Consider the following 25,016-nt stretch of genomic DNA (forward strand, 5'->3'; position numbering starts at 1 on the left):
CAACCCTCTGCCTGACAGATGCCGAAATAGGCATACGGGGCTACGCTGGACACCTGGCAGGCGGCTCCGCGCCGTCGGTTCGCCCCAGGCGTTCACACCGGAACAACGTGAGGAGACCCCATGAAGGGGAAGATCGGACTCGTCGTAGGAATCGGCGTGGGATACGTGCTCGGAACCCGCGCAGGTCGCGAGCGATACGAGCAGATCAAGACGCAGTGGCTCAAGGTCTGGAACCTCGACCCCGTGCAGGAGCAGGTCGTCAAGGTCAAGGGCTACGTCGGCGACAAGGCTGCGGCAGTGCCCGGTGCGATCTGGACCGGCGTGCAGAAGGTCGTCAAGTCGGCGAGCGGCGGAGACAAGACCGCAGGCCAGCGACTCGACTCCGCTGTCGCTGCAGGCCGCAAGGCCGCTGACGACATCGTCGACGCCACCGAAGACGCCGTGGAAGAGGTCAAGGACGCCGCGAAGAAGGACGACGCGAAGAAGCCTGCGGCCAAGAAGCCGGCATCTCCTCGTTCGACCACCGCGAAGTCTGGCAGCTGACATGCCCCGCGGATACCGCGATCGTGCCGACGACAGCCTGCTGTCCCTGATCGGCGATCTTCCCGAGCTCATCAGCAGCCTGGTCAAGGCCGAGATCGATGCTGCCAAGACATGGATCTCGAAGACCGCGAAGGACGCAGGGATCGGTTCGGTCTGGTTCCTGGTCGCTCTCTTCTTCCTGTTCTGGGCCGTGCCGGTGATCCTGGTCTTCGCGATCGCCGGGCTGTCGTCGTGGTGGCCGGTCTGGCTCTCCGCGCTGGCCGTGCTCGGAATCCTGATCCTCGCCGTGCTGCTGTTCGCGCTGCTCGGCATCCTGAAGTTCCGCAAGGTGCTCGCTCGCAAGAACCCCGCCCAGGCGGTGGGCGAGGACATCAGACTCGTGAAGGAAGCCGGCTATGACGAACTCTGAGATCACGCGGCCGCTGCCCAAGACGGCCGTCCCCGCAGGGATCGTCGACCCGGTGCAGTCCGCGCGCGCCGAGCTCAAGGCCGCGCTCGCGGCGATCGAGGTCAAGGGCAACTTCCCCCGGCGGATCGACAAGGCATCGAAGCGCGCCGCGGCGAAGGCTCGGGTCTTCGCCGACCGCAACCCTGCCGCGGCGATCGCCGGAGCGGTCGGAGTAGCCGTGATCGTGGGCGGCGCTGTCTGGGCGATAGCCCGCGCGCTGGCCCGCTGACCGGAGGCGAATCCTCGCATCCTGACTCGCGTTCGCGAGTGATTCACAAAGGGGGCAGACTGGATCCATGTCCGATGCACGCGAAGAGAACCCGTCCGGTTTCACCCTCTGGGCCGTCTGGCGACGAAACCCCGATATCGCGGTCACCGAGTCCGACTCCACGGAGCTCGAGACGATCGTGTCCTACATCGAGGACTCCGGCGTCACGATCCGCGGCTTCTACGACGTCTCCGGCCTGAAGGCGGACGCCGACCTGCTGGTGTGGCTGCACGGGGACACCGCGGAAGACCTGCAGAAGGCTCTGCGGCGCCTGCGGCGCACCGAGCTGCTGCGCACCCTGCTGCCCGTCTGGAACGTCATGGGCGTGCACCGCGATGCCGAGTTCAACCGTGCGCACGTGCCGGGATTCCTCCGCGGCGTCGAGCCCAAGGACTGGCTGTGCCTGTATCCCTTCGTGCGTACTCCCGAGTGGTATCTCGCACCGGAGGAGGAGCGTCGCAAGATGCTCGCCGACCACGGTCGCAAGGGTGCCGCGTTCAAGGGAGTCATCGCCAACACGGTCGCCGCATTCGCCCTGGGCGACTACGAGTGGATCCTGCCGCTCGAAGCCGACGAGGTCACCGAGCTCGTCGATCTCATGCGCGACCTGCGCTACACCGATGCGCGTCTGTACGTGAAGGAGGAGATCCCGTTCTACACGGGCCGTCGCCTCCGGTTCGACGAGATCGCGGACGTGCTGCAGTAGGTCGACGATGAGCACTCAGAGTCATACAGCCGTCCCGATCCGACTGGGCACGCGCCGCAGCGCGCTGGCGCAGGCGCAGTCGGGTCATGTCGCCGCCGCCCTCGAGAAGATCTCGGGGCGCCCCGTCGAGCTCGTGCCGATCACCAGCGAAGGCGACACGAATCGTGCGTCGCTGTCGGAGATCGGCGGCCAGGGCATCTTCGCCACACGTCTTCGTGAGGCGCTGCTCGCCGGTGAGTGCGACTTCCTGGTGCATTCCCTCAAGGACCTGCCCACCGCGATCCCCGAGGGGCTGGTCATCGCGGCCACACCCGTGCGTGAGGACGCCCGCGATGTCGCGATCACGCGCGCAGGCACACCGCTGCACCAGCTGCGCTCCGGCAGCAAGGTGGGCACCGGGTCTCCCCGTCGCATCGCTCAGGTGCACCGCCGGGCTCCGCACGCGGAGGTCGTCGACATCCGCGGCAACGTGGATTCACGTCTGCAGCGGGTCGCATCCGGCGAGCTGGATGCCGTCATCCTCGCTGCCGCCGGTCTGTCGCGCCTCGGAACCGACTCACCGCTTCACCGTGAGGAGCTGGGGCTCTCGGAGTGGCCGACCGCTCCCGGACAGGGCTCGCTCGCGGTCGAGACGCGGTCCGACGCTCCGGCCGAGCTGCTCGCCGCACTCGCGGAGCTCGACGACCACGACACGCGGCTGGCCATCACGGTCGAACGCGGAATCCTCGAAGGGCTCGACTCCGGATGCCAGGCTCCGATGGCCGCTCATACTGTCGTGAACGGCGATGAGATCCGTGTCAGGACGGTCGTCTACTCGACCGACGGCGGTCGCCGGATCGGCCTCGACGTCACGGAGACTCTGAACGGGGAGTATATTCGTCGGAACGGCAGCGGCAATGGAGCGGATGCTGCCGGTGGTGCAGACCCGATGCGCACAGCACGCGAGTTCGGGTTGTCTGTCGCCCATCGGCTGCTCGAGCAAGGGGCGGCCGACCTCGTCTCCCGAGAGCATTCCTCATCATGACCAATTCGAAGCAGGACCGACCGCTTGACGGCTGGCGCATCCTCGTACCCCGCGGAGGCCCGTGGGGCGACGGCGTCGCCGCCAGTCTGCGCTCGCGCGGAGCGGTGCCCGTCGTCGCGCCGCTGATCAACTTCGCGGCCACCACCGATCAGGCCGCGCTCGACGTGGCGCTCACCCGACTGGCCGCCGGAGAGTACGACTGGCTGACGGTGACGAGCGCGACGACCGTCGACGTGATGTTCGCGCACCGCGCGGTCGTGCCGCGTCGCACGAAGATCGCTGCAGTCGGCGAGACCACGGCGGCCGCTCTGCAGGCGGTGGGGTACGAGGTCGCGATGGTGCCGGACGAAGACAACTCGGCAGCGGGCATGGCTGAGCAGCTGATCGCCCTCGAGGCCGAGCCGCGTCGCATCCTGGCTCTGCGCAGCGAGATCGCGAAGCCCGTGCTCAGCGTCCTGCTGCAGGATGCCGGTCACGACGTCGACAGCGTCGTCGCCTATCGAACCGTCGGCGTGCCTGTCACCGACCGCATCAAGCGCGATGTCGAGAACGGACGCATCAACGCGATCCTGATCACGAGCGGTTCGGTCGCCGAGCAGGTGCGGGAGCAGTTCCCCCTCATCCCGGATGAGACCCTGCTGGCCGCGATCGGTCCACGGACGGCGAGGGATGCCGACAAGGCGGGCCTGCCGATCACGGTCGTCGCCGATCGTCAGACGGTGGACGCGCTCATCGATGCCGTGTCGAGCCACACGCTCCCGCACGCGGCGGACGAGCTGGCGCCGTGAGCTTCCCCGATGTCCGACTGCGTCGCCTGAGGCAGTCTCCTGCCGTCCGGGGCCTGGTGCGTGAGACCTCGCTCGAGCCGCGGCAGCTGGTCCTGCCGATGTTCGTCCGTGAGGGGATCACCGAGGCTGCGCCGATCGGGTCGATGCCCGGCGTCGCGCAGCATTCGCTGGATTCGCTGCGCGCAGCGGCCGTCGAGGCCGCCGAGGCGGGTGTCGGTGGCGTGATGCTGTTCGGAGTGCCGGCTGTCAGAGACGCTCAGGGCTCGGGTGCGGACGACCCGAACGGCATTCTGAACGTGGCCACCGAGGCGCTCGCGGCCGAGGTCGGCGACGCTCTCGTCGTGCAGACCGACCTGTGCCTCGACGAGTTCACCGATCATGGTCACTGCGGCGTTCTCGCAGACGATGGCACGGTCGACAATGATGCGACCCTCGAGCGCTATGCGTCGATGGCGCTGGCTCAGGCTCGAGCCGGCTCTCAGCTGCTCGGCCTGTCGGGGATGATGGACGGCCAGGTCGCCGTCATCCGGGAGGCGCTCGATTCCGACGGCTATACCGACACGCTCCTTCTCGCCTATGCCGCGAAGTATGCGAGTGCGTTCTACGGCCCGTTCCGCGAGGCCGTGGATTCTCAGCTGAAGGGCGATCGTCGTACGTACCAGCTCGACCCCGGGAACCGCCGCGAGGGTGTGCGGGAAGCCGTCGTCGACGAGCAGGAGGGCGCCGACATCGTCATGGTGAAGCCCGCCATGGCCTTCCTCGACGTGCTGCGCGAGGTGCGCGACACCGTGCATATTCCGGTGTGGGCATACCAGGTGTCGGGCGAGTACGCGATGATCGAGGCCGCTGCCGCGAACGGCTGGATCGACCGTCGTGCGTCGATCCTCGAGTCGCTGCTGTCGATCCGCCGCGCCGGTGCCGATGTCGTCCTGACCTACTGGGCGACCGAAGCCGCACGATGGCTGCGCCCCTGACACTCGGTTCGTCGACGCACTCGTGGCGGGCTCGTCTGAGTCCTTCCCCCAGGTCTGCGGACTAGCCTGGAAGTGATGGCGGGAGAGTTCCGCGCATCGCTGAGGAGTGTGCTGTGACCGACCGCAATGACGACCTGTTCTCCGCTGCCCGCACGGTGATCCCCGGTGGAGTGAACTCGCCGGTGCGTGCCTACGGCTCTGTCGGCGGCACGCCGCGCTTCCTCGCGTCGGCGAAGGGCGCGACGGTGACGGATGCCGCGGGCAACGAGTACGTCGACCTGGTGGCTTCGTGGGGACCGGCGCTGCTCGGCCACGCGCACCCTGAGGTGGTCGCCGCCGTGCAGGAGGCAGCCACTCGAGGGCTCTCGTTCGGTGCCCCCACCGAGGGCGAGGTGGAACTCGCTCAGCTGATCGCGGACCGAGTGCGGTTCGGCGAGATCCGGCCCGTCGAGCGGGTGCGGCTCGTGTCGACCGGCACCGAAGCCACGATGACCGCTATCCGGCTTGCGCGCGGCGCCACCGGCCGCGACCTGCTGGTCAAGTTCGCCGGTCATTATCACGGGCACTCCGACGGTCTTCTCGCCGCGGCCGGTTCCGGCGTCGCGACTCTCGCCCTGCCCGGCTCTGCCGGCGTCCCGGCACCCATCGCCGCGCAGACCCTCGTGATCGACTACAACGACCCCGACGCGCTGGCCGCGGTGTTCGCCGAGCACGGTGACCGCATCGCAGCCGTGATCGTCGAGGCCGCAGCCGCGAACATGGGCGTGGTTCCGCCGCTGCCGGGGTTCAACCGGCTGCTGGCCGAGACTGCCCATGCGCATGGCGCTCTGCTGATCGTCGATGAGGTGCTGACGGGCTTCCGTGTGCATCCGGCCGGCTTCTGGGGGCTCCAGGCGGCGTCCGGCGAGGACTATCTGCCCGACATCATCACGTTCGGCAAGGTCGTCGGCGGAGGAATGCCGCTCGCTGCACTCGGAGGACGTGCCGAGGTCATGGATCTGCTCGCTCCTCTGGGGCCCGTGTACCAGGCGGGGACGCTGTCGGGCAATCCGCTTTCGGTGGCCGCGGGTCTCGCGACTCTGCGCCTGGCGACCCCCGAGGTCTACGCGACCGTCGACGCAGCCGCGGCCAGGGTCTCCCACGCTCTGGAGGCCGCTCTCGCCGATGCCGGCGTCGCCCACGCCGTGGCGCACGCGGGGAACCTGTTCAGCGCTTCCTTCCGGGCTTCAGCGCCCCGAACGTACGCCGAGGCGCAGGCTCAGGAGTCCTTCCGGTACGCGCCGTTCTTCCACGCGATGCGCGAGCAGGGAGTCGCGCTGCCGCCGAGCGTGTTCGAGGCCTGGTTCCTCACAGCCGCGCATGGCGAGGAAGAGCTCCAGCGCATCGAAGCGGCGCTGCCGATCGCTGCACGCGCCGCCGCCGCGGCTGCAGTCTGAGTCTGAGTCTGAGTCTGAGTCTGAGTCTGAGTCTGAGTCTGAGTCTGAGCCTGAGCCGGAGCCGGAGCCGGAGCCGGAGCCGGAGCCTGAGCCTGAGCCTGAGCCTGTGCCTGAGCAGGTCCGGCGTGCCGAGTGCGTCTGAGTCCCCGAGATCCCGGCTGCGGGCCACCGGGCATCCGGGGTGCAGAGGCGCCGGGCTCGGCGACGTTCGGACCTGGCGGAACCCTCAGACGAACATGACTCGTCGTCTCGCATCGTCTCGATAAGTGCGGCCCAGTGGGCTCACCCAATCGATCGTGCCGTCGGGGAGTTGCCTGGCCGACCAGCGATGCGCGTCGGCTATATCGGGATGCTTCAGCACGTGGTGGCTCGCACAGAGGTGAGCCAGGTTGTGGATCTCGGTCCGTCCGCCCTTGGCATGATCGAAGGTGTGGTCGACCTGGCAGCGATGCACCGGCATCCTGCAGCCGGGGAATCGACAGTGCTGGTCTCGGGCGCGGAGGAATCGACGCATCGCCTCGGTGGGCGCATAGTTGTCGGTCTCGACGACGAGGCCTGTCGGATCGAGGAACAGGCGAGACCATCCGCGCATGCGACCGGCGAGATCGCGGGCCACACCGGGATGCAGGGGGCCGTGACCGTCGAGTTCGGCGGGACGCTCATCGTAGCCCGCGAGCGTCGTCGAGGCGACGGTGACGTGGATCCGCCCACGGATGTTATCGAGCCCTGAGCCGTTCGCGGCACTGGGATCGGCGGCAAGGAGAAGATCGATCAGCAGGTCGGCTCTGACCTGGTCGATCGTGCGCGTGTCTGCCGGGATGTGCTCGACCGTGGGATCGGTGGTGAACGTGCCCTCCCCGAAGATCGCGTAGTCATCGCGAGCCGCGGAGTCGGCGGCGATGTCGTCGAGGTAGATCGGGTTCTCACCGTCGTCGATGGGCTCGAGCACCGGCTCACGGTCTGCCCGGCCGGCGATGACGGCGCGGGCCAGCTGCGTCAGGCGGTCGAAGATCGCCACGGCGAGATGCTCGGGGAGCACCGCGGTCAGCACGGCGAGCCCATCGCCGGCGGGCCGTACGGTCACCGTGCGTTCAGACAGTGCCCGGGCGTGCCGCTCATTCACCGTGGAACCCGCAAGGACTGCTGCCAGCGCCTTGAGGTGCACTCTCGTCCGTGCGGGGGTCTCCCTCTCCGCGACGGTCACGGCAGCGATGTCGTAGTCCTCCAGCGCCTCGGCATCCGCTCTGCCGTTGTTGACCGCCTCACGGACGACGCACGCTGCACGGACGATCTCGCGGACGTGCGCGGCCGTGACGGTACCGTCACGGAATGCCTGCTGCACGCGCGGATGACCTCGTTCGAGGAAAGCGGCATCGGTGAACGCGTACTCGATGCTGCCTTGCGCCATGCGACCTGCCGCGGAATACTCCGCGACCATCGATCTGTAGATGGCATCGCGATGGTACGGATTCTCTTCGGAGTCCGACTGGCTCAGGCGCATCCGCTCGGCGAGGAGAGCGGACGCCTCGGCCTCGAGAACGGCGATCTGTCTCCGCTTCTCGACCCACGAGTCGAGCAGCTCAGCGCGCTGCTCGAGGTCGCGATCGGTGGCGGATGTCATGCTCCAACTCTAGTAGATTTGTTCGAATGTGGAGCAGAACACCGGAATGGAAGAGGGGTGGAATCGTGGGAACCGACAACGGATCGTTGCCTTCCTGTGAGCAAGACACAGACATCTGGAAGGGTGCCGCTGGCAGACTGGACGCATGGTGACGTTGCTGCTGGACCAGACGCAACTCGAGATCGTGCTCTCGCCGATCGAGCGTGCGGCGAGCTTCCACCGTGACAACGTGCGTCTCGTGCGCGACACCATCACCAAGGTCCAGCTGATCGACGACGCGTGGACCTGGTTGCGTGGCGTGCCGAATCCCGGAACGCACATTCCCGGCGTGCTCGCCGCGGGAACCTGGAAGGCCGCGGGCAGCGTCGATTTCGTCCTCATCCGTCGTCGGCGTCCCAGCGTGGTCATCGACCTCTCGGGTGACGCGCAGTACCGACGGCTGATCCTCACGACGAGGCACGGCCTCGCGTTGACCCAGGCGCTCCGACTCGACGTGTCGGATGAGCCGGCGGACGTCGAGGAGATCGTGGCGACATCGCCCACGCCGGTGTCGAAGGGGAGTCGCCGTCCGGTGATCCGCCCGCGACCGGCCTGAGAGACCCCGGAACGAGAGAACGCCCTCCGCAGCCTTACGGCGCGGAGGGCGTTCGCATCGAGACCCGCTCAGACGAGCTCAGGGACGGTCGTGCTCACCGTCGTGGTGGTCACCCTCGTGCTGCTCACCCTCGTGCTGCTCGCCCTCGTGCTGCTCGCCCTCGTGCTGCTCGCCCTCGTGCTGCTCGCCCTCGTGCGGCTCGCCCTCGTGCTGCTCGCCCTCGTGCTGCTCGCCCTCGTGCTGCTCGCCCTCGTGGTGCTGCTCGCCCTCGTGCTGCACTTCGTCGGGGCTGTGGTCCGCCTCCGGGGCGGCATCCGCGTCTGTCTCCGCATCCGCTGATGCGTCGGCTTCTCCGAGCGGATAGTCCTTGGGCTCGTCCTCGTAGTACGCGCGCGCGGCGGCGGCGAGCATCGAGGTGACCGCCGCCGAGCGAGGGTCGTCGTCGGACGACGCCGACTCGCCCGACTCGCCCGAGTCGTTCGCCTCGGCGAAGAACTCGACTCCGGAGTGCTCGTCGGTGTCGGTGTCGGTGTCGTTGTCGTTCTCGGTGTCGTTCTCAACCGTGTCGGGCCCGTCAGAGACGTGGGCGTCGCTATCTGCGGCGACAGGAGCGTCGGCGCCGTCGGCAGATGCGGTCCCGAACAGGATGTCGTCGAACGACGGTCGGGTGCTCTCCGCTTCAGGGTCGGAAGTCGTCTCCGGCTCGGTCGAGCCGCCGGTCGAGTCCGCGTCGCCGGGAGTGTCCTCGCTGCCCGCATGGGCTGCCTCGGAGGCGACGTCGGCCGCATCCTCCGCGTCATTGGCGTCAGAGGCGTCCGCTGCGTAGCGGAGCTCTGCCGCGGCGTACTCGACATCACGAGCGGCGTCTGCAGCATCCGCCGCGTCGTCGGCTTCGGCATCCGCCGCGTCAGCCGCCGCGCGGGCGGAGTCCGATGCGGCCGCATCGGACTCCGAGGAGTCAGGCGCCGACGGGTCGGACCCGGGGTCATCCTCAGTGGGGGAGGCCTCGGAGTCGGCAGCGTCGGAGTCCGTCACGGCGGGGTCGGCGTCCGGGACTTCGGATGCCGCGCCGATGCCGATGGCCGGTGCTTCGACCGACGTGATCTGCGATTCGGCGTCAGGGCTGGGTACTGCGGAGTCGACCACCGGTGCGGCGGTGATGGCCTGCGGCGCGAGCCTGCCGCCGCGGACGAGTTCGATGAAGACGTCTTCGAGGGTGGGGCCGCGCTGCACGAGGGTGGCGAGGGCGATTCCGGCCGATGCCGCGATGGCGCCGACCGCACCCGCATTGCTGCCGCGAACCGTGAGGCCCGAGCGGAGCACCTCGACCTCGAGGCCGGCCGCCGAGAGCGCCGACTTCAGCGCGGCGCGATCCGCGGCGTCGACCACGACCGATCCTGACGACGGGTCGGCGAGCTTCTCGATGCCGCTCGAGAGCACGAGCTGCCCCTTCGAGAGCACGAGCACGTGGTCTGCGACCTGCTCGATCTCGCTCAGCACGTGCGAGGAGACGAGGACCGTGCGGCCCTCGTCTGCGAGGCGGCGCAGCAGGAGGCGGATCCAGCGGATGCCCTCAGGGTCGAGGCCGTTCGCCGGTTCGTCGAAGACCAGGGCGCCCGGATCGCCCAGCAGCGCGTGCGCCACGCTCAGTCGCTGACGCATTCCGAGTGAGAAGCTGCCGATGCGACCCTCGGCCTCGTGCTCGAGACCCACCAGTGAGAGGACCTCGTCGACACGCGAGAGCGGGATGCCGTTGGCCTTGGCCGCGATCGTCAGCTGGCGTGAGGCCGAGCGGCGCGGGCGGTATGCGGTCTCCTCCAGGACGGAGCCGATCGTGCGCAGGGGATGACGCAGCTCTGAATGTGCGGTTCCACCGATCGTGGCGGTGCCGCTCGTGGCGCGCACCTGCCCGAGGAGGATGCGCAGGGTGGTGGTCTTTCCGGCGCCGTTCGGGCCGAGGAAAGCGGTCACGACACCGGGCTCGACTCGCGCGGAGAAGTCGGACACCGCCGTCACGTCGTTGAAGCGCTTCGTGACGTGCGTGAACTCGAGCACCTGTCCGTCGGGCATCTGCGACCTCTCGTTGCAGTGGGCAGTTCTGTCTATCCTGCCGGAAAAGCCCCAAGATCGTGCATTTACCCTACAGACGCGGCCGGATGCAAGGGTCGGTGCACCGGGTAACCTGACACCCGTGACCGAATCCAGCGCAGCTCCCCGGGTCCTCGTCCGCACCGAAGGAGCCCTCGGCCGGCTGACCCTGAACCGGCCGGAAGCGATCAACGCGCTCGACCCCGACATGATCCGGCTGCTGACGCTGGCACTCGAGGATTGGCGTCACGACACCGATGTGCAGATCGTCGTCATCGACGGCGCGGGCGAGCGCGGCATGTGCGCCGGGGGAGACGTTCGGGGACTGCACGCGCAGATCGTGGGAGGACGCACGGAGGAGACCGCCGAGTTCTTCCGCGCAGAGTACGCGCTGAACGCGATGATCGCCGAGTACCCGAAGCCCATCGTCTCCATCGCCGACGGCATCACGATGGGCGGCGGAGTCGGCCTCTCCGGTCATGCGGCGATCCGCATCGTCACCGAACGTTCGAAGCTGGCGATGCCCGAGACGCGCATCGGATTCACCCCTGACGTCGGCGGCACGTGGCTGCTGGGGCGCACGCCCGGCCGGTTCGGCGAGTACTTCGGACTCACGGGCTCGACGATGAGCGGGGCGGATGCCGTGCTGCTCGGCTTCGCCGACCACTTCGTGCCGTCCGATCGACTCGATGCGCTGCGCGAGGCGCTCGCCTACCGTGCCGACCCGACAGGGCCCGCCGAGATCGTGCTGCTGTTCGACGAGACCCCGGAGCCTTCTGCGCTGCCGGCGTCACGCGAATGGATCGACAGGGCGTTCTCGGCCGACACGATCGCGGAGGTCGTGTCGCGACTGCGTGCGGAGGAGGGTGCGGATGCCGCGACGACCGCGGACCTGATCGAGAGCCTGGCCCCGACCGGACTGGCCGTCACGCTCGACGCCGTCAGGGAGGCGCGTCGACTCCCGAACCTGCGAGCGGCGCTCGAGGGCGAGTACCGCCGCGTGATGTGGTTCGTGACGCGGCATCCCGATCTCGTCGAAGGGATCAGGGCCCAGCTCATCGACAAGGACCGCAATCCGCAGTGGAACCCGGCGACGATCGCCGAACTCCCGTCCGATGCCGGTGCCGAGGCGCGGGACTTCGTGCCTGAACGCTCGCTGTTCTGAGACATCTCGGTATATCCGTGGTTGTTCGCCACGGTGCATAAACCGCTGGCCGCGCGCGAAATGGTTCGCTGTCAGCGAAGGTCCACCCATCGGGGGATACGAATGTCCGAAGTTCATGCCACTCTTGCTTGTGCGCGATCATCGGCCTGCGTCCGCCCGTCGGGAGATCCGCCGACTCATCCTTCCTAGAAAGTCCGCCTGTGCTGGGAAAAATTCTCTTCCGCTATCTCGCCCGCTATAAGTGGCTGCTCGCGGCCGTCCTGGTGTTCCAGTTCGCCAGCGCGCTCGCCACCCTCTACCTCCCGCGCCTGAACGAAGACATCATCAACAAGGGCGTCGCCCAGTCGGACACCGCCTACATCTGGCGCACGGGCCTCTTCATGCTCGCCGTCTCGCTGGGGCAGATCATCGCCTCGGTCATCGCGACCTACTTCGCGGCCCGTGCGTCCATGGGTGCCGGGCGTGACATCCGTGCCGACGTCTTCGGCAAGGTGAGCGGATTCTCCGAGCGCGAGGTGTCGCAGTTCGGTGCCGGTTCCCTCATCACGCGCAACACGAACGATGTGCAGCAGGTGCAGATGCTCGCGATGATGGGCGCCACCATGCTCGTGACCGCGCCGCTGCTCGCGATCGGCGGCATCATCTTCGCGGTGCAGACGAACATCGGTCTGAGCTGGCTCATCGCGGTCTCCGTGCCGCTGCTGCTCATCGTCGCCGGGCTCGTCGTCAGCCGCATGGTTCCCCTGTTCCGCAGCTACCAGGGCAAGCTCGACACCGTGAACCGCGTGCTGCGCGAGCAGCTCACCGGTGTGCGTGTGGTGCGCGCCTTCGTGCGAGAGGGCATCGAAGAAGAGCGCTTCCGCGGCGCCAACACCGACATCATGGTCGTCGGCCGCAAGGTCGGCTCGCTGTTCGTGCTGCTGTTCCCGCTGTTCATGCTGATCCTCAATGTCACGATCGTGGCCGTCGTATGGTTCGGCGGTATCGAGGTCAACAGCGGCACGGTGCAGGTCGGAACGATCTTCGCGTTCATGCAGTACATCGGCCAGATCATGGGCGGCGTCATCATGGCAAGTTTCATGGCGATCATGATCCCGCGCGCCGCCGTCTCGGCCGAGCGCATCGGCGAGGTCCTCGAGACGCAGTCGAGCATGGAGCGCCCGGCGAACGGCGTCACCGACTTCCCGACCTCCGGCTCGGTCGCCTTCGACGATGTCGAGTTCACCTACCCGGGGGCTGACTCTCCGGTTCTCAAGGGCATCAGCTTCGCGGCCGAGCCCGGCGAGACCGTCGCGATCGTGGGCTCGACGGGCGCGGGCAAGACGACGCTCGTGTCGTTGATCCCGCGGCTCTTCGACGTCTCGGGCGGAGCAGTCTTCGTCGGGGGCGCAGACGTGCGTGAGGCGGACGTCGAGTCGCTGTGGGCGACGATCGGTCTGGTACCGCAGCGTCCGTTCCTCTTCACCGGCACGGTCGCGTCGAACCTCCGCTACGGCAGGGAGGACGCGACCGACGACGAGCTCTGGCACGCCCTCGAGATCGCGCAGGGCCGTGACTTCGTCGAGGAGATGCCTCAGGGCCTCGAATCCCGCATCACTCAGGGCGGCACGAACGTGTCGGGAGGACAGCGCCAGCGTCTGGCGATCGCCCGAGCGATCGTGCGTCAGCCGCAGATCCTGGTGTTCGACGACTCGTTCTCGGCTCTCGACCTCACCACCGACGCCCGGTTGAGGCAGGCGCTATGGCGTGAGCTGCCGCACGTGACCAAGATCGTGGTCGCGCAGCGCGTCTCGTCGATCACCGATGCGAATCGCATCGTCGTGCTCGAAGGGGGCACCATGGTCGGCGTCGGCACCCACGAGGAGCTCCTCGAGACGAGCACCACCTACCGAGAGATCGTCGAATCGCAGCTGGGGGTCGACGCATGAGCGAGCAGAACGCTCCCAAGACCCGCCGCGGTCGTGCGCCCAAGGACACGGCAACGACCGCGACCGACGCGGTCGAGCCCGAACTGACCGAGGAAGAGAAGTACGAAGCCGAACTCGCCGAGAAGGCGCGCCAGGACGGCGGCGGCTGGGACAGCGTCGCACCGGGCAAGGCCGACAACTTCGGCAAGAGCTTCAGTCGGATGATCGGGCTGCTCAAGCCGTCGGCCGTGTGGTTCATCCTCGTATCGATCGCCGGCGCCGTCGGCGTCGTGCTCACCGTCGCCGCGCCCAAGGTGCTCGGCGAGGCCACGAACCTCATCTACAAGGGCTTCATCTCGGTGCAGCTCGCTCAGGCGAACGGGGACTTCCCCGGTTTCCCCGCCGGCACGCCGCAGGAGGACGTCGTCTCGGCGCTCCGTCGGGGCGGGCAGGATGACTTCGCCAACCAGGTCGCGGCCCTCGGCAGCTTCCGGGTCGGTGACGGCGTCGACTTCGACGCGCTGCGATGGATCATCATCGCGGTGCTGGCGATCTACATCACGGCCGCATTCCTCAGCTGGCTCCAGGGATACGTGATCAACGTCATCATGGTCCGCACCATGTGGCGCCTGCGCGAAGCGGTCGAGGCGAAGATCAATCGCCTGCCTCTGTCGTATTTCGACAAGGTGCAGCGCGGCGACCTGATCTCCCGCGTGACCAACGACATCGACAACATCACGCAGACCATGCAGCAGTCGCTGTCGGGCGCGATCACGGCTGTGCTCACGGTCGTGGGTGTGCTGGTGCTGATGTTCTCGATCTCGTGGCAGCTCGCTCTCGTCGCCCTGATCGCACTCCCGCTGATGGGCGTGATCTTCGGAGTCATCGGCCCTCGTTCGCAGAAGGCCTTCGGCACTCAGTGGCGCAAGGTCGGTCGCCTGAACGCTCGCGTCGAAGAGGCCTTCTCCGGTCACGCTCTGGTCAAGGTCTTCGGTCGAGAGCAGGATGCGCTCGAGAAGTTCAAGGACGAGAACGAAGAGCTGTTCCAGGCCAGCTTCAAGGCGCAGTTCCTCTCCGGCATCATCATGCCGGCGATGACCTTCGTCGGCAGCCTCACCTACGTGGGCATCGCGGTGCTCGGCGGTCTCATGGTCGCGAGCGGGCAGCTGCGTCTCGGTGACGTGCAGGCGTTCATCCAGTACTCGCAGCAGTTCACGCAGCCGCTGTCGGAGCTCGGTGGAATGGCCGCGGTCGTGCAGTCCGGAACAGCGTCCGCCGAGCGGGTGTTCGAGTTGCTCGACACCGAGGAGCAGGAGGCCGACGCCACCGACGCTCCGAAGCTCGCCGACGGCAAGGGCGTCGTGGAGTTCGAGAACGTCGCGTTCTCGTACACACCCGAGCGCCCGCTCATCACCGACCTCTCGTTCAGGGTCGAGCCGGGCCAGACGGTCGCGATCGTCGGTCCGACCGGAGCCGGCAAGACGACGCTCGTCAACCTCATCATGCGGTTCTACGAACTGAACGGCGGGCGGATCCTTCTCGACGGTCAGGACATCTCCGAGGTCACGCGCGAGCAGTTGCGCTCACGCACGGGCATGGTGCTGCAGGACCCGTGGCTGTTCGCAGGCAGCATCCGCGAGAACATCCGATACGGACGCTCCACGGCGACCGATGACGAGGTTCTCGAGGCGGCCAAGGCGACGTACGTCGATCGCTTCGTGCGCTCCCTCCCCGAGGGGTACGACACGGTGCTCGACGAAGACGCGTCGAACGTCTCGGCGGGTGAACGTCAGCTGATCACGATCGCGCGAGCGTTCGTCGCTCAGCCCTCGATCCTGATCCTCGACGAGGCGACGTCGGCGGTCGACACCCGCACCGAGGTGCTGCTGCAGCACGCGATGGCGGCGCTGCGACAGGGACGCACCTCGTTCGTGATCGCTCACCGGCTGTCGACGATCCGCGACGCCGACCTCATCCTCGTGATGGAGCACGGCGACATCGTCGAGAAGGGCACGCACGACGAGCTCATCACCGCGCAGGGCGCATATTGGCGCCTCTACCAGTCGCAGTTCGAGCAGGCGGCGACCGACATCGACGCAGAGGACGCCCTCACGGGCTCGACTCCTGTCGTCGTGAGCGGCGACGCCGAAGAAGCGGCTGTCGCAGCACAGGTCGGAGTCTCGGTGGGGGCGCAGGTTCCCGCCGCCGAAGCCGCTGCGGCGCAGTCCGTGGTCGAACGTGCGGATGACGGAGGCCACAAGGCCTGATCCGCGCGCCGGCCGGTCCGCGCGCCGGCCGGTCCGCACGCGGTTCGACCAGCACACGGCCCGACAAGCAGGACGCCCCGACTCCCGTTCATCCGGGGGCGGGGCGTCATGCTGTCGCCTGCGCCTGCGCCTGCGCCTGTCGCGTGCTGAGACTGAGACTGAGACTGAGCCGGGACCTCAGCGCTGCTCTGAGGTGATGCCGAGGAGTTCGAGCGGATGGGTCAGGCGCCACCATGGGCTCGGGGCATCGATGTCGTCTGCGAGCGACAGCGACGTCGTCACCGTGTTCAACGGTCCGGTGCTCGTCATCGTGCCGACCTCGTCGCCCGACTCGCGGTTGTCGCCGAGGGAGAAGTCCGTCGAAGCCTGGGCCGTCGCGCCGTTCCAGAGCACGACGTCGGCGTCGGCATCCGTCACGACGTCGGTGGTCGTGCCCCACGGAGTGGTCACCGTGCCGACGACGGTGCCGGCCGCCACGGCGGGGGGCAGCTGCTCGAGCGCCGTCTCGACCTGCGAGAACAGCGAACGGGTCTCGGTGAGGCGCTGTGCATCATCGACCTGGCCGAGAACGGATGCGTAGAGGTGCACGGACGTGTCGTCGAGGGTGATGACCTTCGCGGTCAGCAGGTTCCAGCTGTCGCCCAGCGTGCCGGTCTTGACGCCGACCACGCCGGGATCCGCCAGCATGCCGTTCGTGTTCACCACGGTGCCCGCGCCCGGAAGATCGACAGACGGGGTGCCGACGATGCCGGCGAACACGGGATTCTGCATCGCCAACTCGGCCAGCGCGACGAGCGACTCGGGAGTGGCCCTGTTGCGGTCGTCGAACCCGGACGGGGTCACGATCGTGATGTCGTCGAGGCCGCGGTCGCGCAGCCACACCTCCGCCGCGGCGGTGAACGCCGACGGGGATCCCCAGATCTCCCGGGAGAGACGATCGATGTAGTTGTTCGCCGAACCGAGCAGCGTTCCCTGCAAGAGCTGGAACTCGGTGAGGGTGCCACCCACGGGCACGTCGAGCGCCGACTGGTCGGATCGCCGGTAGTCCCAGTACGACAGGTTGTCTGCCCGGGTGAACGAGAACTCCGGACCCTGCTCACCCACGGCGAGGGGCATCCGTTCGAGCACCATCAGGCTGGACACGACCTTGGTCACACTCGCGATCGCCGCCGCATCGAGTGACGACGACGTCGTGCCGATGCCGCCGATCCCGACGGCTGCGCTTCCCTGGGCGGGCCAGGTGATCGCTGCTGCGGGCGCGGCAATCGTGGTCAGCTCCGCTGCCTGCACGGTCGGCGGCACCTCGTGCAGCGGCCACAGCATGGCCGACCCGACATAGGTGCCGAGCAATCCGACGAGGACGCCGAGCGGAACCAGCACGCCGGGTCTGGTGATCGCCGGGCGCAGGTGCGCTCCGGTCAGGAGCGCTCCGCCGCTCGCCGCGGCAGGTGTGTCGTCGAGCGCCTCGGTCGCCGGGTGCAGAGCGACGTCGACCGCGTCGACCCAGGTCAGCGGCGTCCCACCGCTCGTACCCTCGGCCCACTGGGCCTCGGGAGCGGTGTCAGGGGCGAAGATCGCAGCGGCGTCGTCATCTGCATCCGGTTCGGGCGCCGCATCCATCTCGGCGGACGGCGAGACATCCGGTGCCGGCGGCGCTGCCGTCGAAGCGGCAGCCACCGACACGTCAGCCGCGGAACCAGCAGGCGTCGAACCGGCAGGCACCGACACATCAGCCGTCGGACCCGCGGGTGCTGACGCATCGGGCGTCGACGCGTCGTCCGCAGGAGCGGCGGAGGCGGTGGCCTCGGCGGAATCGGGAGCGGTCACCTCCTCACGGTACCGAACTCGTGCAGGGTTGCGTGTCGCTGCAACAGGAGCAGACGCGAGTGTCGGCACTGGGTAAGATCGTCAGAACAACCACGGGAGTCCGGCGAGCCGGGCTGAGAGGGAGCGAATCGCGCTTCGACCGTCGAACCTGATCTGGGTAATGCCAGCGCAGGGAGGAGTCACTGATGAGTACATCCACGTCCGGATCCGCCACGGAATCCGCGTCCGTCTCGCACGCCTCACAGGGCCTGGGTCGCCCCGGGCTCTGGCGCTGGCGTGTCGTCGACATCGTCGTCGCCAGCGTCATCGCCGTTGCTTGCGCGCTGATCTTCCTGCTCTGGAACGTCGGCTACGAGGTGCCGAGCAGCATCCTGACACCCCTGCTCCCCGGCGTGCAGGGCCTGCTCGCCGGCCCCTGGCTGATCGCCGGTGTGCTCGGCGGCCTCATCATCCGCAAGCCGGGTGCCGCTCTGTACACCGAGCTGGTCGCCGCGATCATCTCGGCCCTGGTCGGCAACGCCTGGGGTCCGCTCACCATCGTCTCCGGCCTCGTGCAGGGCCTCGGAGCCGAGCTGGCCTTCCTCGTGTTCCTCTACGGCGTCTGGCGTCTGCCCGTCGCGATGCTGGCCGGAGCCGGAGCAGGCCTCGCGTGCGGCATCAACGACCGCATCCTCTGGTACGCCGGAGCAGACACGCTCTTCACCGGCGTGTACATCGCCTCGACGACCATCTCGGGTGCCGTCATCGCCGGACTCGGAGCGTGGTTGATCGCGCGAGGGCTCGCAGCCACGGGCGCCCTCAGCCGGTTCGCCGCCGGCCGCGAGGTCACCGCACGGGTGTGAGCTCGCTTCTGACGCCCGCCACCCTCGAAGCCCGCGGCTGGGGGTGGCGGTACGCGACGAGACTGCGCTGGGCGGTGCGCGACATCGCCCTGCGCATCGAACCCGGCGAGCGGGTGCTGCTGCTGGGTGCGTCGGGCTCCGGCAAGTCGACTCTGCTGCAGGGGTTCGGCGGGGTGCTCGGAGGCGCGGACGAGGGTGAGACGCACGGGGCGCTGCTCGTCGACGGGGTGCCTCCCATCGAGGCGCGTGGTCGAGTCGGCATGGTGCTGCAGGACCCGGACACCCAGACGATCCTCGCCAGGGTCGGCGACGATGTCGCTTTCGGCTGCGAGAACCTCGGCGTCCCTCGCGACGAGATCTGGCAGCGGGTGCGCGCGGCACTGGATGCGGTCGAGCTAGACGTCGCGCTCGATCGGTCGACGGCGGCGCTGTCGGGCGGGCAGAAGCAGCGTCTCGCACTCGCCGGCGTGCTGGCGATGCGGCCGGGCGCCATCCTGCTCGACGAGCCGACAGCGAACCTCGATCCCGAGGGAGTGCAGGACGTGCGGGATGCCGTCGCGGCCGCCCTCGACGCCACCGGCGCCACCCTCGTGGTGATCGAGCATCGCATCGACGTCTGGCTGCCGCTCGTCACCCGGGTGATCGTGCTCGGCGCCGCGCCGGAGGGCACGGTCGTGCTGGCAGATGGCAGCCCGGACGAGGTTCTCGGCGCACGAGGGGCCGAGCTCGCAGCGTCCGGTGTGTGGGTTCCCGGACACCCCCCGGCCGTTCCGCCCGCACCGGCGCACCTGCCGGGGGAGGCCCTGCTCGCAGCGCGCGGCCTCACGGTCGCCCGGCGCCGTGGGCTGGCGGTCGCCGGTCCGTTCGACGTCGAGGTCCGCGCGGGCGAGGTGCTCGGTGTGACCGGCGCGAACGGCGCGGGCAAATCGACGCTCGGACTCACCCTCGCTGGGCTCATTCCGGCCGAGGACGGCCGGGTCGCGGCTCTGCCTGCGCTCGCCGCGGGAGAGAGCCCCGACCCCATCCGCTGGTCGTCTCGCGCGCTGCTCACGCGCATCGCATCGGTCATGCAGACGCCCGAGCACCAGCTGCTCGCCAAGACCGTACGCGAGGAGCTGTCGGTCGGGCCTCGCGCGCTGAAGCTCTCCGACGCCGAGATCACCGCCCGTGTCGACGACCTGCTCGAACGACTGCGGCTCACCTCGCTCGCCGGGGCCAACCCGTACACGCTGTCGGGAGGAGAGAAGCGGCGCCTCACGGTCGCTGCCGCGCTCGCCACACGGCCTCGGATGCTGGTGCTCGACGAGCCCACCTTCGGGCAGGATGCCACGACCTGGGCCGAACTCGTCGGCCTGATCGCACGCCTGCGCGATGAGGGCACGGCGATCGTGGCGATCAGCCACGATGAGGCCGTGCTGGAGGCCCTGCACGCGCGGCGCCTCGAGGTCGGCGAGGTCGTCCGATGATCGATCCGCTGACCGCCCGCATCGAACGACCGGGGCCGATCGCCTCTCGCTCAGCCCTGGCGAAGCTCGCCGCCGCACTGTTGATCGCGCTGCCCCTCGTGCTGACGATCGACGTCGTCTCGGCATCCGTCGCTCTGGTGCTCGAGATCCCGCTGCTCCTGCTGGCGGGCCTGCGGGCCAAGGAGTTCTGGACCCGCACCGCGGTGCTGTGGATCGCCGCACCGCTGAGCGCGGTCACCATCGCCCTCTACGGTGCGACCAGCGGCACGGTGCACTTCGAGTGGCTGGTCATGCGCGTCAGCGATGGATCGCTCACCCTCGCCGCGGCGACGGCTGTGCGGGTCCTCGCGATCGGACTGCCCGCCGTGGTGCTCTTCATCACGGTCGATCCCACCGATCTCGCCGACGACCTGGCTCAGCGGGTGAAGCTGCCGGCGCGGTTCGTCGTGGGGGCGCTCGCGGGGATGCGGATGCTGGGCCTGCTCGCCGATGACTGGCGTGCACTGTCACTCGCGCGGAGGGCCCGCGGCGTCGCCGACGAGGGCCGGGTGCGCCGCGCGTTCGGCATGGCCTTCGCGCTGTTCGTGCTGGCCATCCGACGCGGGTCGTCGCTGGCCACCGCCATGGAGGCTCGCGGCTTTGGCGGCACGGGCCGCCGCTCGTGGGCGCGGGAGTCCAGATGGGACCGACGAGACACGGCGCTCGTGGTCGTCGCGGCGGTGATCCCCGCGGTCGCGATCACGGTGGCCGTGCTGACGGGGGCCTGGAACTTCATCCTCGGCCCGACCGCCTGAGGTGCCTGGTCGCGACCGACCCACAGCACCCATTCAGCTTTCTCATAGCTGACATGCCGATGTATTCGCTAGCATCTAGTGAACCCAAGGGGAGTACTCCACCACGGGCGGCTCGTCATTACGGATGTCCCTGCATCCCGGGTCCCCGGTTCTCGTCCACGAGAATGGAGAAGACCTTGGCGTCGACATCGTCACGCCTACGTCTTTTGGAGACCTCTTGAACATCACGCCTCTCGTGTGGATCATCACGATCGCCGTCACGATCGCCTTCTTCGTCTACGAGTTCTTCGCCCATGTGCGAAAGCCGCATGAGCCCACCATCGGCGAGTCCGCGCGCTGGTCGGCGTTCTACATCGGTCTGGCCTTGCTGTTCGGCGTCGGAATCGGCACCGTGTCTGGATGGACCTACGGAGGCGAGTACTTCGCCGGGTACCTGACGGAGAAGGCGCTGTCGATCGACAACCTCTTCGTCTTCCTCATCGTGATGACCGGCTTCGCCGTGCCGCGGATCTATCAGCAGAAGGTGCTGATGATCGGCATCGTGATCGCGCTGATCATGCGCGGTGGCTTCATCGCCCTCGGCGCCACGCTGATCGAGAACTTCTCGTGGATCTTCTACCTCTTCGGCGCCCTGCTGCTGTTCCTCGCGTACCGACAGGCGTTCGCGCACGGTGAGTCCGACCCGGCCAACGGCCGCTTCATGCGCTTCGTGCGCCGCATCCTGCCGGTGAGCGACGAGTACAACGGCGACCGCCTCACGGTGAAGCGCGACGGCAAGCGCTTCTTCACCCCGATGTTCCTCGTGATCATCGCGATCGGCTTCGTCGATCTGATCTTCGCGGTCGACTCGATCCCCGCGATCTACGGTCTGACCGAAGAGGCGTACATCGTCTTCACGGCCAACGCGTTCGCCCTCATGGGTCTGCGTCAGCTGTACTTCCTCATCGGCGGTCTGCTGCAGCGCCTGGTCTACCTCGCCCAGGGGCTCGCGGTCATCCTCGCCTTCATCGGCGTCAAGCTCGTCATGCACGCCCTGCACGTCAACGAGCTGCCGTTCATCAACGGCGGAGAGCCGCTGCTGTGGGTGCCCGAGATCCCGATCTGGTTCTCGCTGGTCTTCATCGGCGCGACCATCGCCGTCGCCACCATCGCGAGCCTCATGAAGACGCGACGCGACGACAAGCGCGACGCGCTCGATGCGGCATCCTCGCCGATCGTGGCCGACGATGCATCCGCGGCCGCGGCCGCCGCCTCGACCTCTGCCTCCCTCACCACCGACACCCAGAAGGAACACTCGTGAACCAGTCGCGCCGCTCCGACGCGTCCGCAGACCCTGACAGACCCGGTGCCCGAATGACCTCGGGCACCCCCGCACCTCGTGAGGTGACCCGCTGATGGGCGACCTCGCGGTGAACATCGCACTGGTGTTCGTGTTCGTCCTCGTCGGCGGCGTGTTCGCCGCCACCGAGATGGCGCTCGTCACCCTGCGTGAGAGCCAGATCAATGCCATCGCCGCTCGTGGCAGGCGAGGTGAGAAGGTCGCGAGTCTGGCTCGCAACCCGAACACCTTCCTCTCTGCGGTGCAGATCGGCGTGACGGTCGCGGGCTTCGCGTCGGCGGCATACGGTGCGACCTCGATCGCCCCGTCGGTCGCGCCGCTGCTCGAGAACCTCGGCGTCGCGGCGCCGTTGGCCCTGACGCTGGCGACCGTGCTGTTGACGCTGGTGATCGCGTATCTCTCGCTGGTGCTGGGCGAGCTCGTGCCCAAGCGCCTCGCGATCCAGCGCAACGCCCAGTTCGCATATGCCGTCGCCCCGGTGCTCGACGGCTTCGCCACCGTCATGCGGCCCGTCATCTGGCTGCTCTCGGTGTCGACGAACGCGGTGGTGCGCCTGCTCGGCGGCGATCCGAACAAGGCCGCCGACGAGCTCAGCGACGAGGAGCTGCGCGACATCGTCGCGACGCATCAGAGCCTCCCCGACGACGAGCGGCGGATTCTCGACGACGTGCTGTCGCTGCGCGGGCGCCAGGTGAGCGAGGTGATGCGGCCCCGCCCCGAGGTCGTCGCGCTCGACGGTGCGGCGACGCTGGCCGAGGCGATCTCGCAGGTCAGGGAGCTGCCGTTCTCGCGGTATCCCGTGATCGACGCGTCGCTCGACGACATCGTGGGCTTCGTGCACGTGCGCGACCTCTTCGAGGCCGCTCACGACGACGCGACGCGCGAGGTGCTCGGTCTCATGCGCCCGGTCGAGTACGTGCCGTCGACCGCGGGCGTGCTGCCGACCCTGACCCGCATGCGCGCGGCCGGTCACCAGATCGCGGTCGTCGTCGACGAGTACGGCGGCACCGACGGCATCGTGACCCTCGAGGACCTCGTCGAAGAGGTCGTCGGCGAGATCTTCGACGAGTACGACACGGAAGACCGGATGCAGGATGCCGGCGGTGCGCTGGACGGACGCCTGAACCTGCAGGACTTCGCCGAGATCACCGGCATCGCCCTGCCCCGAGGTGCGTCGGACACGGTCGCCGGTTTCGTGATGGAGATGCTCGGACGCCTGGCGGTGGTCGGTGACGCGGTCGAGGTGCCTGGTGCGACGATCCGGGTCACCGCCGTGGACCGCCGTCGGATCGCCGAGATCCGGGTGGTTCTGCATGATGATGCCGGGTCGGATGCCGCAGACGGCGGCACCCGGGCCTGAACGTCGGACCTGAGGCTCGGACCTGAGCCTCAGGTCTCGTTCCAGAGCCGACGGTAGTACTCGAGGCGCTCCCGATCGGGGGCGACTCCGTAGTCCTCGATGAGCGTATCCGCCCAGCCGGGACCGAAGTTCCACTCGGTGCTCATCGAGGCGACGGCGATGTCGGCCCAGCGGTCGGCTGTGCCGAGGGCTGCGAGATCGACATGCGCGAGCGGTCGACCGGCATCGTCGAGCAGGGTGTTCGGCATGCACGCGTCGCCGTGGCACACGACCAGCCTGTCGACCGGCGGGGGCTCGTGCAGGTCGGCGGGCACGGTGACGCCGCGCTCTGCGGCGTTCGCGATCCGCCACGCAGGGTCCCATGCCCAGGGGCACTGCTCGACGGGCAGCGAGTCGTGCAACGCCCTCAGAGCGGCGCCGACGGCGTGCACGGCGGTCTCGGGTTCTTCGCTCCAGCGGTGATCGACGGCGCTGTGCCCGGGGAGCGCCGCGGTGACGAGCCACTCGTGAGCGTCATCCTCGCCCTGATCGAGCACCTCGGGAACCGGGATCCACTGCCGCGCCCACCTCATCCGCTCTGCCTCGTCGCGCATGTTCGCCTCGGCGTCGTGCGGCCCCCACTTGATGTAGCGCCCGTCGCCGGTGCGGAATGTGAGCCCGCCGATGCCGTTCAGCCACACCGGGGTCAGGGTGGCGCCCGCGGCCAGAGACAGCACGATCGGTGGGATCGCCGTCGAGGCGGAAGGGATGCTCATGGGTCGCTCGCTTCGTGTCTGAACGTATATCGGTATGCACGTATTCTCCCGGTTATCGGGGTTCATCTGCGATTAGTCTCAGTCCCGGTCGCCGTCGGCGACCGCAACATCCATCCCACTCGACACACAGAGGTCTTCGTGCGCGTTTCGTCTCGGCCGCAGTGGTGGCGGCGGCACGGCAGCGATGCCGACGCCTCCTCGTCCGGATCCGGGGTGCCCGGGTCGGACGCCGCTCAGGCGACCGCGGTCGGGCTGCCGAAGGCTCGGGCGGTGTCGTCGCAGGAATCCGGCGAACGGGATCTCGACCAGTTCGTGGAGTGGATCTGGAGTGGAGACGCTGAGGCATCCGCGCCCGACGACACCGTCGAGAGCGTACGCATCACCATTGAGGAGCAGTACAACATGAGTTCACTTGACGACGCCCTGCAGCAGCTGCTGGCCATCGAGGGCGCGACGGGCGCCGCGATCGTCGACTACGGCAGCGGCATGGCACTCGCCCAGGGCGGCAACCCCTCGTTCGACCTCGGGATCGCCGCGGCCGGCAACTCGAACGTCGTGCGCGCCAAGCTCGCCACGATGCGAGACCTCGGGGTCACCGACGAGATCGACGACATCCTCATCACCCTGAGCTCGCAGTACCACCTGATCAACGTGCTCAACACGACGGGCGCGAACGGTCTCTTCATCTACCTCGTGCTCAACAGCGCGTCGGCGAACCTCGCGCTCGCGCGTCACAAGCTGAAGGGCATCGCCGCGCAGATCGAGGTCTGATCTCTCGGGCGCACAGAAGGGGCGGGGCCGTC

22 protein-coding genes and 1 riboswitch are annotated in these 25,016 nt (G+C 68.3%); of the genes, 18 read left to right on the forward strand and 4 right to left on the reverse strand.

Annotated elements, in window-relative coordinates:
* Positions 1-120 precede the first annotated feature (120 nt).
* The 8 genes from QMA07_RS10595 to QMA07_RS10630 all read left to right on the forward strand — a co-directional run bounded on the left by QMA07_RS10595 (position 121) and on the right by QMA07_RS10630 (position 6,187).
* Positions 121-543: a hypothetical protein gene (locus QMA07_RS10595; protein ID WP_290161645.1), complete on the forward strand. Its 423-nt coding sequence runs from the start codon at positions 121-123 to the stop codon at positions 541-543.
* A gap of 1 nt (position 544) precedes the next feature.
* Entirely contained in the window at positions 545-952 is a 408-nt protein-coding gene (locus QMA07_RS10600; RefSeq protein ID WP_290161647.1) for a phage holin family protein, read from the forward strand.
* Positions 939-1,220: a hypothetical protein gene (locus QMA07_RS10605; protein WP_290161649.1), complete on the forward strand. Its 282-nt coding sequence runs from the start codon at positions 939-941 to the stop codon at positions 1,218-1,220. The genes QMA07_RS10600 and QMA07_RS10605 overlap by 14 nt, the downstream gene beginning before the upstream one ends.
* A gap of 67 nt (positions 1,221-1,287) precedes the next feature.
* On the forward strand, positions 1,288-1,965 hold the full coding sequence (gene hemQ, locus QMA07_RS10610) for a hydrogen peroxide-dependent heme synthase (protein ID WP_290161651.1): 678 nt from the start codon (positions 1,288-1,290) through the stop codon (positions 1,963-1,965).
* A 7-nt stretch (positions 1,966-1,972) separates the two neighbouring features.
* On the forward strand, positions 1,973-2,989 hold the full coding sequence (hemC, locus tag QMA07_RS10615; protein WP_290161653.1) for a hydroxymethylbilane synthase: 1,017 nt from the start codon (positions 1,973-1,975) through the stop codon (positions 2,987-2,989).
* Positions 2,986-3,777: a uroporphyrinogen-III synthase gene (locus tag QMA07_RS10620; RefSeq protein WP_290161655.1), complete on the forward strand. Its 792-nt coding sequence runs from the start codon at positions 2,986-2,988 to the stop codon at positions 3,775-3,777. Before hemC ends, QMA07_RS10620 begins: the two co-directional genes overlap by 4 nt.
* Positions 3,774-4,751: a porphobilinogen synthase gene (hemB, locus tag QMA07_RS10625; RefSeq protein WP_290161656.1), complete on the forward strand. Its 978-nt coding sequence runs from the start codon at positions 3,774-3,776 to the stop codon at positions 4,749-4,751. The genes QMA07_RS10620 and hemB overlap by 4 nt, the downstream gene beginning before the upstream one ends.
* A gap of 113 nt (positions 4,752-4,864) precedes the next feature.
* Positions 4,865-6,187, forward strand: coding sequence for a glutamate-1-semialdehyde 2,1-aminomutase (locus tag QMA07_RS10630; protein WP_290161657.1), 1,323 nt, complete (start codon positions 4,865-4,867; stop codon positions 6,185-6,187).
* 226 nt (positions 6,188-6,413) lie between these two features.
* Here QMA07_RS10630 and QMA07_RS10635 read toward each other — a convergent pair whose 3' ends face one another.
* Positions 6,414-7,808 (reverse strand): HNH endonuclease signature motif containing protein, encoded by a 1,395-nt coding sequence (locus tag QMA07_RS10635; protein ID WP_290161659.1) that lies wholly within the window; start codon positions 7,806-7,808, stop codon positions 6,414-6,416.
* A gap of 145 nt (positions 7,809-7,953) precedes the next feature.
* Between QMA07_RS10635 and QMA07_RS10640 the strand changes: the two genes are divergently transcribed.
* Positions 7,954-8,403: a hypothetical protein gene (locus QMA07_RS10640; RefSeq protein WP_290161661.1), complete on the forward strand. Its 450-nt coding sequence runs from the start codon at positions 7,954-7,956 to the stop codon at positions 8,401-8,403.
* 78 nt (positions 8,404-8,481) lie between these two features.
* On the opposite strand, the gene QMA07_RS10645 is transcribed toward QMA07_RS10640, so the two are convergent.
* Positions 8,482-10,473: an ATP-binding cassette domain-containing protein gene (locus QMA07_RS10645; protein ID WP_290161663.1), complete on the reverse strand. Its 1,992-nt coding sequence runs from the start codon at positions 10,471-10,473 to the stop codon at positions 8,482-8,484.
* Positions 10,474-10,594: 121 nt separating this feature from the next.
* Between QMA07_RS10645 and QMA07_RS10650 the strand changes: the two genes are divergently transcribed.
* The 3 genes from QMA07_RS10650 to QMA07_RS10660 all read left to right on the forward strand — a co-directional run bounded on the left by QMA07_RS10650 (position 10,595) and on the right by QMA07_RS10660 (position 15,830).
* Entirely contained in the window at positions 10,595-11,656 is a 1,062-nt protein-coding gene (locus QMA07_RS10650; protein WP_290161665.1) for an enoyl-CoA hydratase/isomerase family protein, read from the forward strand.
* A 200-nt stretch (positions 11,657-11,856) separates the two neighbouring features.
* The gene (locus tag QMA07_RS10655) at positions 11,857-13,584 is read left to right on the forward strand and encodes an ABC transporter ATP-binding protein (protein ID WP_290161667.1); all 1,728 of its coding nucleotides are present in this window, start codon (positions 11,857-11,859) and stop codon (positions 13,582-13,584) included.
* Positions 13,581-15,830: an ABC transporter ATP-binding protein gene (locus QMA07_RS10660; RefSeq protein WP_290161670.1), complete on the forward strand. Its 2,250-nt coding sequence runs from the start codon at positions 13,581-13,583 to the stop codon at positions 15,828-15,830. Before QMA07_RS10655 ends, QMA07_RS10660 begins: the two co-directional genes overlap by 4 nt.
* 177 nt (positions 15,831-16,007) lie before the next feature.
* On the opposite strand, the gene QMA07_RS10665 is transcribed toward QMA07_RS10660, so the two are convergent.
* Positions 16,008-17,657, reverse strand: coding sequence for a D-alanyl-D-alanine carboxypeptidase (locus QMA07_RS10665; protein ID WP_290161672.1), 1,650 nt, complete (start codon positions 17,655-17,657; stop codon positions 16,008-16,010).
* Between the two features lie 82 nt (positions 17,658-17,739).
* Positions 17,740-17,849: riboswitch (TPP riboswitch) on the forward strand.
* On the opposite strand from QMA07_RS10665, the gene QMA07_RS10670 reads away from it, so the two are divergent.
* From QMA07_RS10670 to QMA07_RS10690, 5 genes are all read left to right on the forward strand, one after another.
* Positions 17,843-18,499 (forward strand): ECF transporter S component, encoded by a 657-nt coding sequence (locus QMA07_RS10670; RefSeq protein WP_290161673.1) that lies wholly within the window; start codon positions 17,843-17,845, stop codon positions 18,497-18,499. (Overlaps the previous riboswitch by 7 nt.)
* The gene (locus QMA07_RS10675) at positions 18,496-19,965 is read left to right on the forward strand and encodes an ATP-binding cassette domain-containing protein (protein WP_290161675.1); all 1,470 of its coding nucleotides are present in this window, start codon (positions 18,496-18,498) and stop codon (positions 19,963-19,965) included. Before QMA07_RS10670 ends, QMA07_RS10675 begins: the two co-directional genes overlap by 4 nt.
* A complete protein-coding gene (locus tag QMA07_RS10680) occupies positions 19,962-20,759 on the forward strand; it encodes an energy-coupling factor transporter transmembrane component T (RefSeq protein ID WP_290161676.1) in 798 nt (265 codons plus the stop codon). The genes QMA07_RS10675 and QMA07_RS10680 overlap by 4 nt, the downstream gene beginning before the upstream one ends.
* 217 nt (positions 20,760-20,976) lie before the next feature.
* Positions 20,977-22,059 (forward strand): TerC family protein, encoded by a 1,083-nt coding sequence (locus tag QMA07_RS10685; protein ID WP_290161678.1) that lies wholly within the window; start codon positions 20,977-20,979, stop codon positions 22,057-22,059.
* Between the two features lie 94 nt (positions 22,060-22,153).
* A complete protein-coding gene (locus tag QMA07_RS10690; RefSeq protein WP_290161680.1) occupies positions 22,154-23,458 on the forward strand; it encodes a hemolysin family protein in 1,305 nt (434 codons plus the stop codon).
* A gap of 29 nt (positions 23,459-23,487) precedes the next feature.
* Here QMA07_RS10690 and QMA07_RS10695 read toward each other — a convergent pair whose 3' ends face one another.
* Entirely contained in the window at positions 23,488-24,213 is a 726-nt protein-coding gene (locus QMA07_RS10695) for an aminoglycoside 3'-phosphotransferase (protein WP_290161681.1), read from the reverse strand.
* Positions 24,214-24,351: 138 nt separating this feature from the next.
* On the opposite strand from QMA07_RS10695, the gene QMA07_RS10700 reads away from it, so the two are divergent.
* Positions 24,352-24,984, forward strand: a complete 633-nt coding sequence (locus QMA07_RS10700; RefSeq protein ID WP_290161682.1) for a hypothetical protein — start codon at positions 24,352-24,354, stop codon at positions 24,982-24,984.
* The last annotated feature ends 32 nt before the right edge of the window (positions 24,985-25,016 follow it).

It is taken from the genome of Microbacterium sp. APC 3901 (assembly GCF_030407765.1).
GTDB lineage: Bacteria > Actinomycetota > Actinomycetes > Actinomycetales > Microbacteriaceae > Microbacterium.

Bases quoted from the DNA above. Each gene is read 5' to 3' on its own strand.
- QMA07_RS10680 (WP_290161676.1), top strand. From the start codon at position 19,962: ATGATCGATCCGCTGACCGCCCGCATCGAACGACCGGGGCCGATCGCC.
- QMA07_RS10695 (WP_290161681.1), bottom strand. From the start codon at position 24,213: ATGAGCATCCCTTCCGCCTCGACGGCGATCCCACCGATCGTGCTGTCT.
- QMA07_RS10640 (WP_290161661.1), top strand. From the start codon at position 7,954: ATGGTGACGTTGCTGCTGGACCAGACGCAACTCGAGATCGTGCTCTCG.
- QMA07_RS10605 (WP_290161649.1), top strand. From the start codon at position 939: ATGACGAACTCTGAGATCACGCGGCCGCTGCCCAAGACGGCCGTCCCC.
- QMA07_RS10620 (WP_290161655.1), top strand. From the start codon at position 2,986: ATGACCAATTCGAAGCAGGACCGACCGCTTGACGGCTGGCGCATCCTC.
- QMA07_RS10595 (WP_290161645.1), top strand. From the start codon at position 121: ATGAAGGGGAAGATCGGACTCGTCGTAGGAATCGGCGTGGGATACGTG.
- QMA07_RS10670 (WP_290161673.1), top strand. From the start codon at position 17,843: ATGAGTACATCCACGTCCGGATCCGCCACGGAATCCGCGTCCGTCTCG.
- QMA07_RS10690 (WP_290161680.1), top strand. From the start codon at position 22,154: ATGGGCGACCTCGCGGTGAACATCGCACTGGTGTTCGTGTTCGTCCTC.
- QMA07_RS10600 (WP_290161647.1), top strand. From the start codon at position 545: ATGCCCCGCGGATACCGCGATCGTGCCGACGACAGCCTGCTGTCCCTG.
- hemQ (WP_290161651.1), top strand. From the start codon at position 1,288: ATGTCCGATGCACGCGAAGAGAACCCGTCCGGTTTCACCCTCTGGGCC.
- QMA07_RS10660 (WP_290161670.1), top strand. From the start codon at position 13,581: ATGAGCGAGCAGAACGCTCCCAAGACCCGCCGCGGTCGTGCGCCCAAG.
- QMA07_RS10635 (WP_290161659.1), bottom strand. From the start codon at position 7,808: ATGACATCCGCCACCGATCGCGACCTCGAGCAGCGCGCTGAGCTGCTC.
- hemC (WP_290161653.1), top strand. From the start codon at position 1,973: ATGAGCACTCAGAGTCATACAGCCGTCCCGATCCGACTGGGCACGCGC.
- QMA07_RS10645 (WP_290161663.1), bottom strand. From the start codon at position 10,473: ATGCCCGACGGACAGGTGCTCGAGTTCACGCACGTCACGAAGCGCTTC.